The organism is Tenacibaculum xiamenense, assembly GCF_964513065.1.
GTDB classification, from domain to species: domain Bacteria; phylum Bacteroidota; class Bacteroidia; order Flavobacteriales; family Flavobacteriaceae; genus Polaribacter; species Polaribacter xiamenense.
In genome coordinates this window covers 573,832-592,772 of record NZ_CAZEQU010000042.1, presented here as the reverse complement: position 1 = coordinate 592,772, position 18,941 = coordinate 573,832, and the positions used below count along the sequence as shown (strand labels likewise).

Annotated in this window: 17 protein-coding genes; 10 read left to right on the top strand and 7 right to left on the bottom strand. The window is 30.9% G+C overall.

All coding sequences use genetic code 11. From position 1 onward, the window contains the following. Positions 1 to 13: 13 nt before the first annotated feature. Positions 14 to 1,258: a tetratricopeptide repeat protein gene (locus ACKTTV_RS22275; RefSeq protein WP_408033083.1), complete on the top strand. Its 1,245-nt coding sequence runs from the start codon at positions 14 to 16 to the stop codon at positions 1,256 to 1,258. A gap of 339 nt (positions 1,259 to 1,597) precedes the next feature. Here the strand turns inward: ACKTTV_RS22275 and folE are convergent, their stop codons facing one another. The 7 genes from folE to nadC form a co-directional block, all read right to left on the bottom strand. Continuing rightward, entirely contained in the window at positions 1,598 to 2,266 is a 669-nt protein-coding gene (folE, locus tag ACKTTV_RS22270) for a GTP cyclohydrolase I FolE (RefSeq protein ID WP_408033082.1), read from the bottom strand. 63 nt (positions 2,267 to 2,329) lie between these two features. Beyond that, the gene (gene hisS / locus ACKTTV_RS22265) at positions 2,330 to 3,694 is read right to left on the bottom strand and encodes a histidine--tRNA ligase (protein ID WP_408033081.1); all 1,365 of its coding nucleotides are present in this window, start codon (positions 3,692 to 3,694) and stop codon (positions 2,330 to 2,332) included. A 121-nt stretch (positions 3,695 to 3,815) separates the two neighbouring features. Next, positions 3,816 to 4,757: a YihY/virulence factor BrkB family protein gene (locus tag ACKTTV_RS22260; RefSeq protein WP_408033080.1), complete on the bottom strand. Its 942-nt coding sequence runs from the start codon at positions 4,755 to 4,757 to the stop codon at positions 3,816 to 3,818. 95 nt (positions 4,758 to 4,852) lie between these two features. Beyond that, the gene (locus ACKTTV_RS22255; protein WP_408033079.1) at positions 4,853 to 5,422 is read right to left on the bottom strand and encodes a pentapeptide repeat-containing protein; all 570 of its coding nucleotides are present in this window, start codon (positions 5,420 to 5,422) and stop codon (positions 4,853 to 4,855) included. Between the two features lie 16 nt (positions 5,423 to 5,438). Next, the gene (locus tag ACKTTV_RS22250; protein ID WP_408033078.1) at positions 5,439 to 7,541 is read right to left on the bottom strand and encodes a M3 family metallopeptidase; all 2,103 of its coding nucleotides are present in this window, start codon (positions 7,539 to 7,541) and stop codon (positions 5,439 to 5,441) included. Between the two features lie 265 nt (positions 7,542 to 7,806). Further along, complete coding sequence (locus ACKTTV_RS22245) at positions 7,807 to 8,310, bottom strand: TlpA family protein disulfide reductase (protein ID WP_408033077.1); 504 nt, start codon at positions 8,308 to 8,310, stop codon at positions 7,807 to 7,809. Between the two features lie 136 nt (positions 8,311 to 8,446). Next, positions 8,447 to 9,310, bottom strand: a complete 864-nt coding sequence (gene nadC, locus ACKTTV_RS22240) for a carboxylating nicotinate-nucleotide diphosphorylase (RefSeq protein ID WP_408033076.1) — start codon at positions 9,308 to 9,310, stop codon at positions 8,447 to 8,449. 180 nt (positions 9,311 to 9,490) lie between these two features. Between nadC and ACKTTV_RS22235 the strand changes: the two genes are divergently transcribed. The 9 genes from ACKTTV_RS22235 to ACKTTV_RS22195 all read left to right on the top strand — a co-directional run bounded on the left by ACKTTV_RS22235 (position 9,491) and on the right by ACKTTV_RS22195 (position 18,792). Continuing rightward, a complete protein-coding gene (locus ACKTTV_RS22235; protein WP_408033075.1) occupies positions 9,491 to 10,234 on the top strand; it encodes a hypothetical protein in 744 nt (247 codons plus the stop codon). 152 nt (positions 10,235 to 10,386) lie between these two features. Further along, the gene (locus ACKTTV_RS22230) at positions 10,387 to 11,130 is read left to right on the top strand and encodes a prolipoprotein diacylglyceryl transferase (RefSeq protein ID WP_408033074.1); all 744 of its coding nucleotides are present in this window, start codon (positions 10,387 to 10,389) and stop codon (positions 11,128 to 11,130) included. Next, positions 11,120 to 12,514 (top strand): radical SAM protein, encoded by a 1,395-nt coding sequence (locus tag ACKTTV_RS22225; protein ID WP_408033073.1) that lies wholly within the window; start codon positions 11,120 to 11,122, stop codon positions 12,512 to 12,514. The genes ACKTTV_RS22230 and ACKTTV_RS22225 overlap by 11 nt, the downstream gene beginning before the upstream one ends. Positions 12,515 to 12,543: 29 nt before the next feature. After that, positions 12,544 to 12,747 (top strand): hypothetical protein, encoded by a 204-nt coding sequence (locus ACKTTV_RS22220; protein ID WP_408033072.1) that lies wholly within the window; start codon positions 12,544 to 12,546, stop codon positions 12,745 to 12,747. Between the two features lie 1,079 nt (positions 12,748 to 13,826). Then, entirely contained in the window at positions 13,827 to 14,570 is a 744-nt protein-coding gene (locus ACKTTV_RS22215) for a hypothetical protein (RefSeq protein WP_408033071.1), read from the top strand. 111 nt (positions 14,571 to 14,681) lie between these two features. Beyond that, positions 14,682 to 15,932 carry a peptidoglycan DD-metalloendopeptidase family protein gene (locus ACKTTV_RS22210; protein WP_408033070.1) on the top strand — a complete coding sequence of 417 codons (1,251 nt, stop codon included), beginning with the start codon at positions 14,682 to 14,684 and terminating at the stop codon, positions 15,930 to 15,932. 118 nt (positions 15,933 to 16,050) lie between these two features. Then, positions 16,051 to 17,280, top strand: coding sequence for a RelA/SpoT domain-containing protein (locus ACKTTV_RS22205; RefSeq protein ID WP_408033069.1), 1,230 nt, complete (start codon positions 16,051 to 16,053; stop codon positions 17,278 to 17,280). Between the two features lie 258 nt (positions 17,281 to 17,538). Beyond that, entirely contained in the window at positions 17,539 to 18,114 is a 576-nt protein-coding gene (locus ACKTTV_RS22200) for a hypothetical protein (RefSeq protein WP_408033068.1), read from the top strand. A gap of 90 nt (positions 18,115 to 18,204) precedes the next feature. Further along, complete coding sequence (locus ACKTTV_RS22195) at positions 18,205 to 18,792, top strand: 2OG-Fe(II) oxygenase (RefSeq protein WP_408033067.1); 588 nt, start codon at positions 18,205 to 18,207, stop codon at positions 18,790 to 18,792. The last annotated feature ends 149 nt before the right edge of the window (positions 18,793 to 18,941 follow it).

Genomic DNA, 18,941 nt, shown 5'->3' with positions numbered 1-18,941 from the left:
AATAACAACAATAATGAAAAAACAGATTTTAGCTCTTTCTTTAGGAGTAGCGTCTTTAGGTGCTTTTGCACAGAAAGCAGAACTTAAAGCTGCTGAGAAAGCTATAAAAAAGCAGAACTTTAATGAAGCTATATCTTCTTTATCTGCTGCTGAAAAGCTAATAGCTAATGCTGATGATAAGTATAAATCAAAGTTTTACTATCTTAAAGGACAAGCTTTTGCTTCTAAAAAAGATTATAAAACTGCTGCAGATGCATTCAACAGCTTAATCGCTTTTGAAAAGAAAACTGGTAAAAATAGATATTCTAATGAAGCGGCTCCTGTATTGAATAAAATTATACAAGATGTTTCTAATAAAGCCATTAAAATATATAACGAAGGTAAAGACTATAAAGCTGCTGCTGAAAACTTTTACCTTACGTATCAATTGAGTCCGAAAGACACTTCTTTTGCTTACAACGCTGCCGTTGCTGCTACACAAGCCAAAGATTATGACATGGCTTTAAATTACTATAATGAGCTTAAAGGAATTGGTTATACTGGTGTTGAAACTCAGTACTTAGCTACTAACATCGCTACTGGTAAAGTTGAAAACTTGGGTTCTAAATCTCATAGAGATTTAATGGTTAAATCTAAGCAATATACGAATCCAGTTGATAAAAAAACTGATTCTAAATCGGCTACAATTGTTAAGAATATTGCTTTAATCTTGAAAGAGCAAGGTAAAAATGAAGAAGCAATAGCTGCTATGGCGGAAGCTCGTAAATCGAATCCAAAAGATCTAAACCTTATCTTAAATGAAGCTCAATTATATATTGAGATGGATAGAATGGATAAGTTTGGAGAACTAATGAACGAAGCTGTTTCTTTAGATCCAAACAACCCTACTTTATACTATAACTTAGGAGTTGTAAATTACAACCAAGGAAGAATCGAAGACGCTAAAAAGCACTACGAAAAAGCTATCGAATTAAAGCCTGATTATGCTGATGCTTATATGAACTTAGCGGTATCTGTTCTTGATAAAGACAAGGCTATTGTTGAAGAAATGAACAAGAACCTTTCTAACTTCAAGAAGTATGATGAGTTAGCTTTAAAGCAAAAAGAGGTTTATAAAGAAGCTTTACCATTTTTAGAAAAAGCAGATAGTATTAACAGAAGTATTGATACTGTTAAGACTTTAATGAACCTTTATGAGGTTTTAGAAATGTCTGACAAAGCTGATGAATTTAGAGCTTTATACAAGTCATTGAAATAAGAATACAATATTTCCATTATAAAAAAAACTCGAGTAGAAACTCGAGTTTTTTTTATTCTTCAAATTAAGAAACCATTTGACTTTATATAGTATAGAGAGCTTCTTGTTTTCAATAAAGTTTTCAATTGAGAAGAAGGAAACAGCGTAAAGCAAATTCCTTTACTTCTTTTATACTCTATTAAATTATAGTATAAACACTAGGTATTATTTATGTTAGCTAGTTTCATTCATAGAACAAACCTTTACATTACAATAATACTTTGTTACAAGAAGAATGGAATAACATCAAAAAAAAATCAGGCTATTTCACCTGATTTTTTTTCCTTCATTCTTTTAAAACTAATTAAAATTAGTTTCCATTTGTAAGTAACCGAGAAATTCTTTTTTAACTTCTTTCTCTTTAAACTTACCCCCAAATTCAGCAGTAACAGTACTGCTTTCAATATCTTTTATTCCACGAGAGTTTACACATAAATGCTTTGCATCAATTACACAAGCAACATCTTTAGTTCCTAATGCTTCTTGCATAGCTTGTACAATTTGCATAGTTAAACGCTCTTGTACTTGAGGTCTCTTTGCAAAATAATCAACCAATCTATTCATTTTAGACAAACCGATTACTTTTCCATCTGAAATATATGCAACGTGTGCTCTTCCTACAATTGGTAATAAATGATGCTCGCAAGTAGAATAAACAACAATGTTTTTTTCTACTAACATTTCACCATAATTATATTTATTATCAAAGGTTGATGCCTTTGGTTTATTAGCTGGGTTTAGCCCCATGAATAACTCGTTTACAAAAGCTTTAGCAACCCTCCTTGGAGTTCCGCTTAAACTATCATCTGTTAAATCCATTCCTAAAGTTTCCAGAATATCTTTAACACTCTCTTGTATTCTATCTATCTTTTCTTTATCCGAAATATCAAAAGCATCTGATCGCAATGGTGTTTCAGCAGATGTTCCAACATGGTTCTCACCTATTTCGTCAATTCTTTCCTCGTTCATATTATTGTTAAGTTCGAACATAATTTTCAAAATTGATTCTACAAAGATACGACAATCCTCATTTTAATTCACTAAATCGATTACTTCATTTATACTTAGCAAATTTTGATCGCCAGTTTGCATATTTTTAATTGTAAATTTATTATCATTTACACTAGTTACAACAAATTCAATTTCTCTATTGGTTACATATTTCCACTGCTTTTTTTGCTGTTTGTTACTAGTTCCTACATCAGGATATAATTCTGATTTAATATTTGCTTCACGCAATATTTTAATCGCTTTTACTTTTGCCAAGCTCTCACTTTCGTCAAAATTCAAGAATAAAATTTTTGGTTTCGGAAGTTCAACAGCTTCAAAAAGCCCTAATTCTTCCATCACTAAATAAATTCTATCCAACCCAAACGATATTCCCACACCCGAAACATCTTTCAATCCAAATATACCTGTAAGATCGTCATATCTACCTCCTCCTCCTATTGAGCCCATCTTGACTTCTTTAGGAGCAGCAACTTCATAAATTGCTCCAGTATAGTAGTTCAATCCTCGTGCCAAAGTCACATCTATGTCTAAATTGGCAGAATTTAATCCTAACTCATTGATAGAATTTACAATAAAACTTAATTCTTCAACACCATTTATTCCTTCTTCAGAGGTTTCCAACATTCCTTTTAATGAGGATAACTTATCTTCATTAGTTCCTGTAAAACTAAACAATGGATCAACTTTATCAATAGCTTCTTGGGTAATCCCTTTAGCTAACATTTCTGTTACAACACCTTCCTTCCCTATTTTATCCAATTTATCTAAAGCAACTGTAAAGTCAATTAATTTATCTTTTGCACCAATTACCTCCGCTATACCGGACAAGATTTTTCTATTATTAAGCTTGATAGTCGTTCCTTGTAAGCCTAACTTACTAAAAACCGTATCATATAATTGAACAAACTCTACTTCTTGCCATAACGACTTACTTCCTACTACATCAGCATCACATTGATAAAACTCTCTAAATCGTCCTTTTTGCGGTCTATCCGCTCTCCATACTGGTTGAATTTGGTAGCGTTTAAAAGGGAAAGTTATATCGTTTTGGTGTTGTACCACGTAACGTGCAAAAGGTACCGTTAAATCGTATCGCAATGCCTTTTCCGAAATTTTTGAAGTTACTTTTTGGCTATTTTTTTCTGACAACAAATTTTCATCAACCTTCTTTAGGTAATCTCCTGAATTCAATATTTTAAAAATCAAGCGATCTCCTTCTTCTCCATACTTTCCCATTAAAGTCGAAGAATTCTCAAAACTAGGTGTTTCAATAGGTTGAAATCCAAAATTTTCAAATGAATGCTTTATTGTAGAAAAAATATAATTTCTTTTTGCTACTTCAGTTGATGAAAAATCTCTGGTTCCTTTTGGGATACTTGGCTTCATAATTATTTAATTATCAGTTATCAATTGTCAATTCAAGCTAATCAATTATCAGTTCTCAGTGATCAATAATCATGGTTTGACGATAATTGTACTTTCTTAATTTAACTTGCAAATATCAGAATTAATCGGCAATTTTTGAAGTTTTATTTTTTCGTTTTAACTGATAAATTGTTGCATTTAATTCGAAACCTAATAACAGTATGATTGCATTCAACCAAACGAACAACATTAGAATTAAAAGTGTACCTATTGACCCATATAGTTGGTTATACTTTGCGAACTTTACTACGTAAATCCCGAACACATAAAATGAAAACATAGAAACTACTGTAGTTAAAATAGCTCCAGCTGAGAAAAACTTAATTCCTTTTCCTTGTTTGGTTCCATATCTAAATAATAAGGACACAATGGTAAAAATCATTAATAAAAATAAGAAACCCCTTCCGTAGTAAAACAAATCCAAATCGTTCGTATTAAACCACCCTTTTTCATTAATCTTTGCTAAAGCTACCTGATAAAGAATTACAAACACCACAGTTGTAATAAGAAAAAAAGACATTAATAGTGAAACTGCCAATGAAATAACATAGGCTTTTATAATATTTCGATATTCTTTAACATGATATGAATATTCAAATCCTCCAAAAATAGCATTCACCCCATTTGTCATTAAAAAGATAGAAGCAAAAAAACCAAAGGATAATAAGCCTCCATATTGATTATTTAAGATATCATGAAGTACACTATCTACGGCATCAAATGTTTTTGGTGGTAATACTTCTTTTATTAGAGAAAATAGCCCCTCTTGAAACCCCTCAATTGGTATATAGGGAATTAAAGTAAGTATGAAAAGTAAGAAAGGAAAAATAGCCATAAAAAAACTGAAAGCAATTCCTCCAGCCCTGGTTGTCAGAGCTCCCTTCACAATTCCTAAAATATACATTTCCAAAACATCATATAAGGACATTCCTTCAAGTCCTGGAATTTTAATTTTTTTTGCAAAGGCGACTAAAATATTAACAATAGGAATTTTACTTAAATTTTCTTCTATCCTTTTTGACATTTTTTTGGGTTGGTTTAAAGCGTACTTTTTAAAGCTGTTTTCAAATAATTCCGTTTCGTTTTCTTTTACTCTAAATAAGTAAAAATAGTAGAAGTTTAAATTATGTTTATTTTATATTTAGCAAGTAAATTTCCCACATTACTCTTGGAAAATGTGGCTCCTTTAAGTTGGTTTTTTTCTAAATCAATTATAAAATTCTCTGCTGAACTAAAATCAACGTTTTCAAGATTGGTTGCATCAAAAATAGCATCTTTCAGATTACAATTATCAAAATGTGTTCCAGAGAGATTGGTTTCTGTAAAATCAACTCCCTCTAAGATACAATCAAAAAACCGAAAATTCTCCATAGTCATTTGATAAAACGACGAAAAATCAAGATTACATTTAATAAAATCCACTTTAAATAGAAAAGCATCTACTTCATAGAATTTTATTCCAACTAGTTTTGTATTTTCAAAACGATTCTCTTTAAAACTACTTCCCTTTACTCGAGCATTACTCAAATTACAATCGATAAACTCGCATTCTAAAAATTCTGAGCCATTGATATGCAATTCCGAAAAGTCGCAATTTTTAAATGTACAAGAATCAAAGTCAGTTTTACTAAATTCCTGACTCGTAAAACTGACTTTGTCATATATTTCATCACTATAATAATCGTTCATTTAAAAGAACTCTTAATTATTTTAATCCTCTTGCTTTTAACATAGGCTCAGATTTAGGGTCTCTACCCGCAAAAACACGATACATTTCTGCATAATCCATGGTATTCCCTTTTGATAATACTTCCTCACGGAATTTCTGTCCATTTTGACGATTTAATAATCCGTTATTTTTAAACCAATCATATGCATCATGACTTAACATTTCCGTCCATAAGTATGAATAATATCCCGCACCATAACCTCCGCTAAATATATGTGCAAAATAAGTTGAACGGTATCTTGGTGGTACCTCATCAATTTTCAACTTCATTTTAGCCAAAGCTTCCTCTTCAAACTTCGCTACATCTTCAACCTTAGTATTAGCTGAAATCGTATGCCATTGCATGTCTAAATTCGAAGAGCATAAGTTCTCGATAATGGAATATCCTTGGTTAAAGGTTCCTGCGTTTTTTATCTTCTGCAATAGTGCATCGGGAATTACTTCGCCAGTTTCATGATGTAAAGCATAATTATTTAAAACTTGCGGATGGGTTGCCCAGTTTTCATTAAATTGAGATGGGAATTCTACAAAATCTCGTGCTACACTTGTTCCTGAAATTGACTCGTACTTCTGATTAGCAAAGAACCCATGTAAAGCATGTCCAAACTCATGAAATGTTGTTTCTACATTATCAAAACTGATTAACGCTGGTTCTCCTTCTGATGGTTTCGGGTAGTTACATACATTATAAATTACAGGTTTCTGATTACGTAATTTCGATTGTTTTACAAACGATCCCATCCAAGCTCCTCCTCGCTTACTATCACGAGCAAAAAAGTCTCCATAAAACAATCCTAGTTTAGAACCATCTTCTTCAAAGATTTCGTAAACCACTACATCTGGGTGATAAGTAGGAATGTCTGTACGCTTTTTAAAAGAAAGTCCATACAACTTTGTTGCTGCATAAAACACTCCTTTTTCAAGCACATTGGTTAACTCAAAATATTGCTTTACCTCATCTTCGTTCAAACTATACTTCGATTTACGAACCTTTTCTGCATAATGATTCCAATCATAAGGAGCCAATTTAAACTTCTTTCCTTCTTTATTAACTTCAGCTTGGATCTCTTCCGTTTCAGATGCCACTTTATCTAAAGAACCAGGAATTAACCCATCAAACATTTCAAACACTTTTTCTGGAGTAGAAGCCATTGTTCCCTGTAAGCTCCAACTCGCATAATTATCAAACCCAAGTATTTTAGCTTTTTTTGCTCTTAGAGTTACCATTTTCTTAACTAACTCACTTGTTTCGAATTCTCCTGAGTCCGACCTGTGAATCGATTTTTCAAATAGCTCTTTTCTGGCATCCCTATTTTCCAAAGACTGTAATAAAGGTTGTTGTGTTGTATTGATTAACTGAATTTCATAGGCTCCATTTTTTTCTAAAGAAGCTATCTTTTCTTCAGACAATCCAGCCATTTGATCTTTGCTTGTTAAAGTTACTCCTCCTTTTTTACTAGCATCTAACAACTTTTTCCCAAAATCATTCGATAAACTGGCGATCTCAGCATTAATCTCTTTTAGTTCTTTCTTCTTATCTTCAGAAAGATTTGCTCCCGCCTTTACAAAATTCTTATAGTACTCCTTTACCAAATGCTTTGATTCAGCATCAAGATCTGAAGATTCTAAGCTATTATAAACGGCTTTAATTCGTTCAAACAACTTTGTGTTTAACGAAATTTCATCACGATGTGTCGAAAATTTAGGAGCCAATTCCTTTTGATTCGCCTTAATAACATCGTTGGTATGCGCTCCAGCTAATGCATAAAAAACAGAGGTAGCCTGATCTAAAACGCGATCACTTTCTTCTAATGCCAAAATTGTATTATCAAAAGTTGGTGCGTCAGTATTTGCCACTATTTTTGCTATTTCCTCATTTTGCACTTCCATTCCCTTTAAAATGGCAGGCATAAAATGTTCATCTTTAATTTTTGTAAAATCAGGAGCTCCGTAATCTAAAGTGCTCTTAGCCAATAAAGGATTTTCGGTGTTTACCATATCTGCTGATTCTTTTTTCGTTTTGTTTGTATTACAACTTGCCATAAGGGCTAAAGTTGCCACAAGAATATATTTGTTCATTCTGTATTTAAGTTAGTCAATAATGGTATAATAAATAATATAAAATCAACTCTTTAGAGCCGATTACCAGTTACGTTTTGTAATACCTAGAAATTCATAACAATAATACTATTTTTAAGATTTTTTTGAAAGTAATGGATGTACGAATTTCATGTTAAAATTTAGAGCATCTAGTGTTTACCTTGATTTTATCACTGGATTCTTCACAAAAAAAGAAAACCTCATTACATACATAATGAGGCTTTTAAATTCTTATTTCTTAAAACTATCGAACAACAGCTTTTTTCACTACTGTCTTCATACGCTTTTCTTGATTTCCTACCCACTTATCAATAATAACTCCATTTTTATTAATTACAAAAAACGAAGGATACTTATCAACGCCATAAGCTTTTTTAACCTTTTCTTTTCCTTCCACTTTCCACATGGTTGCACATTTAAAATCAATTTTTAAACGTTTTGCTATCTCATACCATTTAGCTTTTTTTTCGTCACCATGGATTGAAATCACTTTAAGCTTGGAACCATACTTCTTTTGAAGTTCTTGCATATGAGGATAGGTTTTCCAACATGATCCACAATAGGTTGCCGTAAAATTTAAGAGTACGTTTTTTTTCTTTTTAAACTGAGAAAGCCTAATATATCGTTTGGTTTTCACATCATAACCTCTGAAATCAACAGCTTTATCGCCAACTTCAAGGTTTTGACTTTTTACTATAGGGGAAAAACTAAACGTAAACATTAGGAATAAAATTATTTTATTCTTCATGGGGGATTATTTACGATTTGTGATCGCAATTTATTAAAACTCCCCTGTACTAAAATGTTAAATTTTCTTTAGTTCTTAACAAATTGTTGTGAACTCTTTTCACGAGAAAACTTTAACTTTTTATTTTTAACGTAAATTACTCTTCTACAGCCTTTAAACTTAAATCTAAATTATACACTGAATGCGTTAATGCTCCTGAAGAAATAAAATCAACACCACATTCGGCATATTCTCTTATTGTTTTTTCGTTAATTCCTCCCGAAGATTCTGTTAAACAAGTATCTCCTATTAGCGCTACAGCCTTACGAGTATCTTCATAATTGAAATTGTCAATCAAAATGCGGTAGACTCCTTCATTAGAAAGAATTTCTTTGATTTCTTCAAGATTTCTTGCCTCTACAATAATTTTAATATCAAGTCCTTTTTCAGCTAAATAAGCCTTAGTTTTGGTTATCGCTTGTGTAATTCCACCAGCAAAATCGATATGATTATCTTTAATCATTACCATATCATATAATGCGAATCTATGATTTTCACCACCTCCAATTTTCACCGCCCACTTCTCCAAGGCTCTAATTCCAGGTGTTGTTTTGCGAGTATCCAATACTTTGGTTTTTGTTCCTTCCAAAAGGTCTGCAAAAAAACGTGTTTTAGTAGCAATAGCACTCATACGTTGCATGGCATTCAACACCAATCGCTCTGCCTGTAATATAGATTGAGAACTTCCCGAAACGTAAAAAGCAATATCTCCATATTTTACTTTTTCTCCATCTTGAATTAATGTTTCTACTTCCAAGTTTTCATCAACATAAGCAAAAACCTTCTTAGCAAATTCTACTCCAGCAATAATTCCTTCATCTTTTACTAAAAGCTTCGCCTTTCCGGTTGCATCTTCTGGAATACACGATAAGGAAGTATGGTCACCATCTCCAATATCTTCACGAATAGCATTGGCAATGATTAAATCTAATTCTTTGTTAAATTGTTCTTTTGAAATCATAGTATTGAATTGTTATGTAAAAATAGTAATCTATTTTTAGTTAGGAGTTGGCTATTTTGAATTCTCTTAGATTCAACGAAAATATAGTTTTATGATTTTTTTAAGTTCAAATTATACTGAACAAATTAACTTTCAGTTCCTATAAATTTGCTGAATTACAGAAATCGAACTCCTTAATAAATGAAAAAAATAATAATTGTTATAACTCTATTAATTAGCTATTCTGTTTTCTCACAAGAGTTTATAAATGGTAGTAATTCGATAAAATTTTATAACTCTATTCTTTTCTATACTCCGAAAACTTTAAACTATAAAACGGTTCATAAGATAAACGACATTGAATTTGAACCCAAAAACTTCAACAACTTACATCGACTTCGATTACTCTCTTGGATTGTAAGGACAGAAAAAGACAAAAATTGGGTAAAGAATAGAATCGATGAAATGGCAACAGCACTTTTTTTAGATGGAAAAAAAATCTTACTAACTCAAAAAAATACTGGGGGTAATAGAATTACAAACTATTACGATTTTATAAAACTTAATAACCACTCTATTTTAAACTTAAATTTATTTCATGATTGTACAGACGGTCATCTGGATGAATTCTTCGTAAATACATTTAACAAAAAAATGCTAGAACTCTTACAAATTAAAGAACCTGATGCATTCACTCATTTGTTTATTGGTCTATATAAAAACAAAAGTCTTTCTAGATTAACAATTACTGAAGATCGTAAATATACTTTATCTATTGAAAAGTGTATTTTTTCAGGTATTTGGGAAAACGATAAAAATGTATTGCAACTATACGATGAAAACAAACGAATGAAATTATACTCTTTTGAATTAACGAAAAATAAGAAGAAGCTAATCTCGTCAAATGGTAAATTAAAATTGAAAAGATTTTCTACTTCTAATTGAAAAAACACACATTCTCTTACGAATAATCAATAATAACCAACAGACAGGATATTATTTTGTTTCACTTATTTCGAATTACTACTTTTAACAAATAACAAAAGAAAGATAGTACTTCTATTTTTGATAAACATCAAACACTAAAATCATAAAAATTGACTATACCTTTTGAGCCTACTATTTTCGGTATCCCAATCAATGTTCATTTAATATTGGAATATTTAGCCTTCTTTCTTGGCTATCGTTATTATGTATGGCTACGAAAAAAAACACACGATAAAATATCCACTCAAAACAGATTATCCATTATACTGGGCGCTATTTTGGGTGCCTTTTTAGGTTCTCGACTTAGTGGCTATTTTGAAAACCCTATACTTACTTTCTCAGCTAAAACCATGATTGATTTATTCAATACGAAATCAATTATGGGCGGACTGTTTGGAGGGTTACTTGGTGTTGAAATTGCTAAGAAGATTATCAGAGAAAAACATTCCTCTGGAGATTTATTTACTTTTCCTATCATCCTCGGAATTATGATTGGTAGAGTGGGATGTTTTTTAATGGGTATTAAAGAATTTACCTATGGAACCAAAACCAACTTTATAACAGGAATGGATTTAGGAGATGGATTTACACGGCACCCTATTGCCTTATATGAAATTGTGTTTCTACTATTCTTATTTTTCTCCTTAAAAAAAATCAAGAAATACATTCAAAAAGAGAATGGTTTATTATTCAAACTATTTATGCTTTCCTATTTCGGATTTCGCTTTTGTATTGAATTCATAAAGCCGAACGTATTTTATACCTTATATTTAAGTAGTATTCAATGGCTTTGCATAATATGTTGGATTTACTATTTACCCACCTTAAAAAAACTAATGAAAAATGCCAGTTAGAAAATATACTTATTACGACTATACACTGAGTTTATGTCCTGAATGTTTAAAGCGAGTTGATGCCAAAATTGTCTTTGAAAACAATAAGGTATATATGCTTAAAAGATGTAGAGAACATGGTACTTCAAAAGTATTAATTGCTGATGATATTGAGTACTACAAAAACATTCGAAATTATAATAAGCCTTCAGAAACTCCATATACATTCAACACAAAAACGGATTATGGTTGTCCTTATGATTGTGGACTATGCCCTGATCATGAACAGCACTCTTGTTTAACCATTATAGAAATTACAGATCGATGTAATTTAACTTGCCCCACTTGTTATGCTGGCTCCTCTCCTTCTTATGGAAGGCATCGAACTCTAGAAGAAGTAAAAACGATGCTTGACACTATTGTTAAAAACGAGAAAGAGCCTGATGTAGTTCAAATTAGTGGTGGAGAACCAACATTACATCCTGATTTTTTCGAAATTCTTGATTATGCAAAATCACTTCCGATCAAACACTTAATGGTAAATACCAACGGTATCAAAATTGCTCAAGATTTCGAGTTTGCTAAGCGACTAAAGAGTTATACTCCTGATTTTGAGATTTATCTTCAATTCGATTCTTTTAAGGAAGAAGTTCTTACTTCGATGCGTGGAGCTAAACTCACTAAAATTAGAAAAAAGGCGCTGGGTCATTTAAATGAATTGAACCTATCAACAACGTTAGTGGTGACTTTACAAAAAGGACTCAATGATGATGAAATAGGATCGATCATCGACTATGGTTTACAGCAAAAATGTGTACGTGGAGTAACTTTTCAACCTACCCAAATAGCAGGAAGATTAGATAATTTCAATCATGAAAAGGATCGAATTACCCTTACAGAAGTTCGCAGAAAAATACTAGAACAAACGGAAATATTTACACCTGATGATATTATTCCTGTTCCATGTAACCCCGATGCTTTGGCCATGGGTTATGTATTAAAGCTCGCTGGTAATCATATTCCTTTAACTCGTTATATAAATCCAGCCGATTTGCTTGACAATAGTAAAAACACTATTGTTTATGAACAAGATGAGGAACTACATGAAAAAATGTTTGAAATTTTTAGTACAGGAACCTCAACTGATAAGGCTTCTTCAAAGTTACATAGCTTACTTTGTTGTTTACCATTTGTAGAGGCGCCTAATCTTGGGTATGATAATTTATTCAGAATCATTATTATGCAATTTATTGATGCACATAATTTCGACGTTCGCGCTATTAAAAAATCATGCGTACATATTGTGAATAAAGACAATAAAATTATACCTTTTGAAACTATGAATCTCTTCTATAGAGATGATAAACAAAAACGTTTGGAAGAATTACGTTCTGAGATTATATAAGAAAACAAATAACTTTTAAAAAACATATTATGATAAGAGCATTAGAAGTTGGAGATTTAAGTGGGTTAGTTATTATTTTGGTGGCATTGATGATAGTACCACCTATTATTCTCTCTGGTATTGGAATCGCTATTCGTAAAAAATACCCAACAGGTTCTAAAGTTTTATACATTTTAGCAGGACTATACCTTCTTGTTGGACTTGGAATTTGTGGAACCTTACTTGCTGGATAAAATTTTAAAAAACAACATAGTATCAGTCAACCGATATTTAGAACAATGTGACTTTTTATATAACTGGTGTCATATTAGTAAACATAATCGGGGGACGTAATATAAATTACAGAAGGGAATAACAAAGGTATATTTTATATACCTTTTGTTTTTTATCGCCATCTTCTTCAGTATAAATTTGATTGTTTTCTCTTATTCTGCATTCAAATAATATATTCATTTATACTACATACTCATATTCAAGATCATAAGAACATAATATTGCATACTCTTATTCATTTATATCACCAATGCCGATAGCGAGTGCTTGTATAATGTCTGGTTATCGGCTACAAAATCATCACTTTGGATGGTAAGCTCCTTCGGGAGCTTTTTTTGTTATCAAAACGGACAGCAGAACATTCATGAATCTCCCTAAACTTGACTACATGTTTTTACTAGTATGACACACTGGTATTTACTATATTCAAATAGTAATTTCACCTATTTCACTACTAAACAATTATTTACATATTTGAACAGTAGTAGATTAGTTTTCCTGCGTATTAACCAAGCTTCACTAACTATCCGATATTCCCTCATTTATGACAGAGTTGATACGCAGTTTTTTTAAAATTAATTTCAAAAGTCAACTTTCTCTCTATAAAACAATTACTTTTCATTAGATAATTTTTCTTCAAAATTTCTTAATTATTATTTAGGGTTAACCTAACAAAGCCTGTTCTATTCTTCCATAATAAAATGTTTACAGGGGAAACAAAAACATTTTAGACGTTGATAAATTTGGGCTTCCAAAAATGGGAGCTCTTTTTTTTAATAAATACTCATTTCTAACGAATACTCAATATTTGATTACGAATAATAATCTCTTAATTTTTTAATTTCTTAGTCTACTATTTTTATTGAAAAATACTAACTAAAAAAACTTTAGCTGTATGACTCTATAATAGTTTATTATAATATAGTTACCATTAAAATGTTTTTTAATAGTATCTATTTCTTTATTCAATCCCTTTCTAGCATTTTATAAATTACAGACGATTAAATCCTGAATAAATTAAACATTTTAAAAATCACCTATGATTAAGTACAAAATGAAAACAGCAAACTCCAATATCATATTAAAGCTTGGCCAACCAACAAAATCTTTTTTCTTTTCGGTAATTACCATAGTACTTTTTTTGTTTTCATTTCATTTAAAAGTCCTTGGTCAGGAAACCAAACTTGATACTATATTTAAAATTCATAAAAACTCAAACTGGAAGATTTCTATTGAAACAATTAGTTTTGAAGAATTCAACGCTATATATAAGCCACCTCCTCCAACAGTCGAAAAAATGAATTGGAATCCCTCACTGATTTTAGCACAAAAGGTGAAAAACTTTTCTAAAACCATTGTATTAAAAGATTCATGCTGTTTTTTAAATACTAAAAATAAAACCATTAAACTATGCAATTCTAAGCCAGAAGACGACCGAAAGATTTCAAACTTCGAATTAATAGATATACATAATGACTTCCTTATTTTTATGCAATCTGGCTATGAATGGTGGAACTTTATAGGCTTTAATCCAACTACAAAGTCTTACTTTTACACTCAAAATGATCCTATTTTCATAAATAAGCATACCATATATTCTTATGGTAATTACTATGGGGAAGGTCAGTTCGATATTCAAAACTTAAATAAAAACTTATATTTTGCTTTTGATACTTTCAATTGGGAACTTTCAGCTTTGTGCAAAGAAGAAAATGTTTTCTATTTAAAACTTACAAACAATACATACGATAGAATCCAAAAATATTTCAAACTTACTATCTAAAATAAAATCTACGAAAAGTTTAATATTACCGCAAACGTTAAGCATATGTTATAATTCACTCACTATAAGTTGTTTTCGTATATATTTGTTAGAAAAGCAATCTACTTTTCTATGAAAACCGTAAAACAAAAAAGTCTAATAGTAAAAATTACTACTATCTTAATCCTAATTTTTTCGTTAAATACTTCTTGTAATAAGAAACAAAAGGAGCAATCTAACAAGAACACTTCTTCTCAAATAGAAAAGCCAGTTAATAAAAGGATTTATGGCTATCATAAAGACTCGGTAAACATTGTTAAAAACGTGGTAAAGAAAAATCAGAACTTATCTGATATCCTCTTGTCATATAACGTTTCTCTTCAAAAAATTAATGAAATTGCCACCATTTCCAAGCCCATTTTTGATGTACGAAAATTTGCAACAAATAAAGAGTATGAAGTTATTTGCTCGAAAGACTCTAGTAAACAAGCTAAATGTTTTATATACCACCCAAACCCAGTGGACTATATTGTCTATAAATTTGATAATGATGAATTGACTGTATCAGAAGAACATTTTCCTGTTTCGCGTATAGAAAAAACTAGTTCTGGAACTATTAATTCTTCATTATACAACACACTCATAGATGAAGGAAATAGTCCTAAACTTGCTACCAAGCTATCGGATATCTATGCTTGGCAAATTGACTTTTTTGGTATTCAAAAGGGAGATAAATACAAAATCATCTTTGATGAATTATATGTAAATGATGAATTTATTGGAGTGGGTGATATAAAAGCTGCTTATTTCGACCATATGAATACTCCTCACTACGCCTTCCGATATGAACAAGACTCGAACATAGAATACTTTGATGAAACAGGAAACAGTTTACGAAAAGCATTCTTGAAAGCTCCTCTTAGTTATCGTCGAGTTAGTAGTAAATTTTCACATAGTCGTTTGCATCCTATTTTAAAACGTCGAATGCCACACCTTGGTGTAGATTATGCTGCTCCGAAAGGAACACCAATTTATGCCATTGGAGATGGAAAAATAATTAAAGCCAATTATGCAGGTGCTGCTGGAAACTATGTAAAAATTAAACATAATAGTGTTTATACTACCGGTTATATGCACTTATGGAAATTTGAAAAAGGTATAAAACCTGGTGCAAAAGTAAAGCAAGGTCAACTTATTGGCTATGTAGGAAGCACAGGAAGATCTACTGGACCTCATTTAGATTTTCGTATTTGGAAAAATGGTCAAGCTGTAGACCCTTTAAGTTTAAAACCACCGTCTTCAAAACCGATTGACGATTCCCATAAAATTGACTATTTTAATAAAATTGAGTTCTTTAAAAGAGAACTGAACCAAATATTTTAACAAGAATCGAAGAGATTTCTAATTCAGCCTAATTGTTGAAATCTGCATTTTATCGGCTTATAACTACCAGTCAACCCTGAAATAAAGCACCATGCTTCTTATTCCCATATATTTGGGGATGATGAAATCGCAAGCAAATAAATTAGGGAAATTGATTCGAGAGGAGTTAAAGAACTCAGAAACACCTTCGGATACGTTACTTAATAATTTACAAATCTATAGAACATCTTTTCAAAAGGATATTTCGGAAGTATTTGAAAGTATATCAAATATTGTAAAATCAGTACGAAAAGATAGTATTATTTGTTTTCGTATTAAAGAGATAAACTCTATCCTCTCTAAAATTAAAAAAAATCCAAGTCTAGATTTAGACGCTATGAACGATATTGCTGGTTGTAGAGTTTTGGTATACCATCCAATGTCAATGCAAAAAGTTATTAAAGTTTTAAGTGCTTCTTTTAAAGTAAAACACGCTGATGATTTTAGGAAAGAAAAAAAAGAAGATGGAACTAATGGATATTTCCTTTATATAGAAAGTCCAATCAACTCCGATCGAATCATTGAAGTTCAAATAAAAACAGTTAAAAACCATAAGTTAACATCAATGTTCGAAATTGTGGATACAGTCTTCGATGCAAACATTAAAAAAGAAAAAGAACAAGCCGATTTTAAAAAGTTTCTATCTCTTTTCTCTAATAAATCTCGACTTAAAATCTCACAAAAAGAAGAACTTATCAATATTGACCGTAAATATGAGATTTACAAAACACTCAATGAAATTTTTATAAAGAATTATATGAAGTTGCGAAGTGACTGGCTCGCAATAAATTCAAATAAGAACCCTTATTTTATTCTGGAAATAGACGATAATAAAACTTCACATATAAATTCCTATTCAGAATACGAAACTGCTGAAAAGGCATATTTTAATAAGTTTAAAGAACAAAGTAATTCTAATATCGTTCTAATACATATTGAAAAGCCTAACTTTAAAAAGCTATCAATTGCTTATAAAAGTTATCTCTTGATTAAACATGATTATATGAATGATTGGGATAAACTGACTTCTGATATTTTAGATCATTACATGAAAAAAGAAACTCATGATAAAATTATTTTTTACAAGGAGTATATTCAGCATAACCTTTCTTTTCAAATCGATTTATTGAATAATGAATTTAAAAAAGAGAAAAAAAGTAAAAACAAAGCCGATTATTCTGAGTATGAAGAGTGGTTTTATGACTTAGAGGAAAAATTACTTGAAATACAAAAGATAGTGCCCGAAGAACAAGTTGAAATTAAAGAAGAGAAAAAAAGAAACTTTTGGTCAAAAATGTTTGGTGAATAGTGATTTCCTTTTCTTACTCCTCCTCAATATGTTTTCTAGAAAACTTCATTAACAACAACCATCAATCAGATATAAAAGCATTAACTCAAATTTAAGAGTTATTGTTAAAATTAAAATTTTAAAGAACCTTAGATGGAATTTTACGTCTATATTATAGATTAGTGAAATAAAAACTAGCGCTAATCAAAAACTCTATTTTTAAAAATTTAATATTCTAACCACAAAGTTTCACTGAAACTACTCAGTACTTATTTAAAAATGAAAACTCAAACTAGAAAAACTGATATTACAATTGCTAGCATATTCTTTGTTCTAACCATCTCCTTTATCGCAATTTTTATGAACACCCCAGTTTTCTTTGATTGGGCATTTGATAGACATCAAAACCAATGGAGCTGGTACTTACGCCCTTTATTTCTAATACCTTTCTGTTATTTTGCCTATCAAAAAAGCCTCGCAGGCATGATGCTTTCTGTTTTTGCCGTTTTTACTAGTATGTTTTGGTTTCCTAAGCCAGAAATTGTAGATGAAAATGTAATTGAGTTCTTAGCTTTCGAAAAAGACTATCTTCTTGGAAAATGGAACTCAAGTAAAATACTTATGGCCGCAACGATTCCCATATCATTTTTTATCCTAGGGCTTACTTTTTGGAAACGAAGTCTTCCAATGGGAACGGGTGTCATTGTGTTAATAGCAACTGGAAAGATTATTTGGAGTATTGAAAACGCTGGTGAGTCGGGTAAATCAATTTTGATACCTGCAATACTTGGATTATTAATTTGTGGGGCTATTTTATTATTTGGATTTTATAAGCTAAAAAAAAATAAAAGATGATCGAAAGCAGTTAATGAAAATAAAATCCAAACATCCTTTTGTTAAAAATTATTAAGTTTACCATAATCAATAACAAACAAACTAACTACTATGTCAATTAACTACTCATTTGGTCTTCCTTTAAAACATAATTATGTTGACTTTGTGTATTATAATGGATTATTCCTACCTCATGAAACAGATAAAATCCTTAACTTTTGGGATGACAATAAAAAAATAAAAGCCACACTTAGTGGCCAAGAAAAATATAACGACGAGCTTAGAAAAAGTTCTGTTCAATTTATAGAAAATACCCCAGAAAATGATTGGGTATACAATCGCTTAGCTAACCTCGCTATAAAATGCAATAACGAACGTTATTGGTTTGATTTGTTAGGGTTTCATCAAGAATTACAGCTCACAAGATATTCTGAAGGTGATTTCTTTGATTGGCATTTAGATTTTGGTCCTGGCGAAATTTCCGCTCGTAAATTAAGTATTACAACGCAACTTTCTGACTCTGACGAATATGAAGGTGGAGATTTACAGTTTATGATTAATCAAAAAATTGTGAATGCTCCAAGAGAAAAAGGAACTATTATTGTATTTCCCTCTTTTATTATGCACCGTGTTACTCCAATTACTAAAGGAGAACGTAAATCAATTGTTGGTTGGGTTTCTGGACCTCCTTTTAGGTAACCCAAACATCCCCCCTTATTACTGAATAATTAAACAAGCATCACGTAAAGAAAACACTACTTTTTTATTAAAACCTCATAAATTGAACATTCTGAAATCGCCTTATTTTATCCTTAACAGTCTTAGTGATAAACCTGATGTATACAATA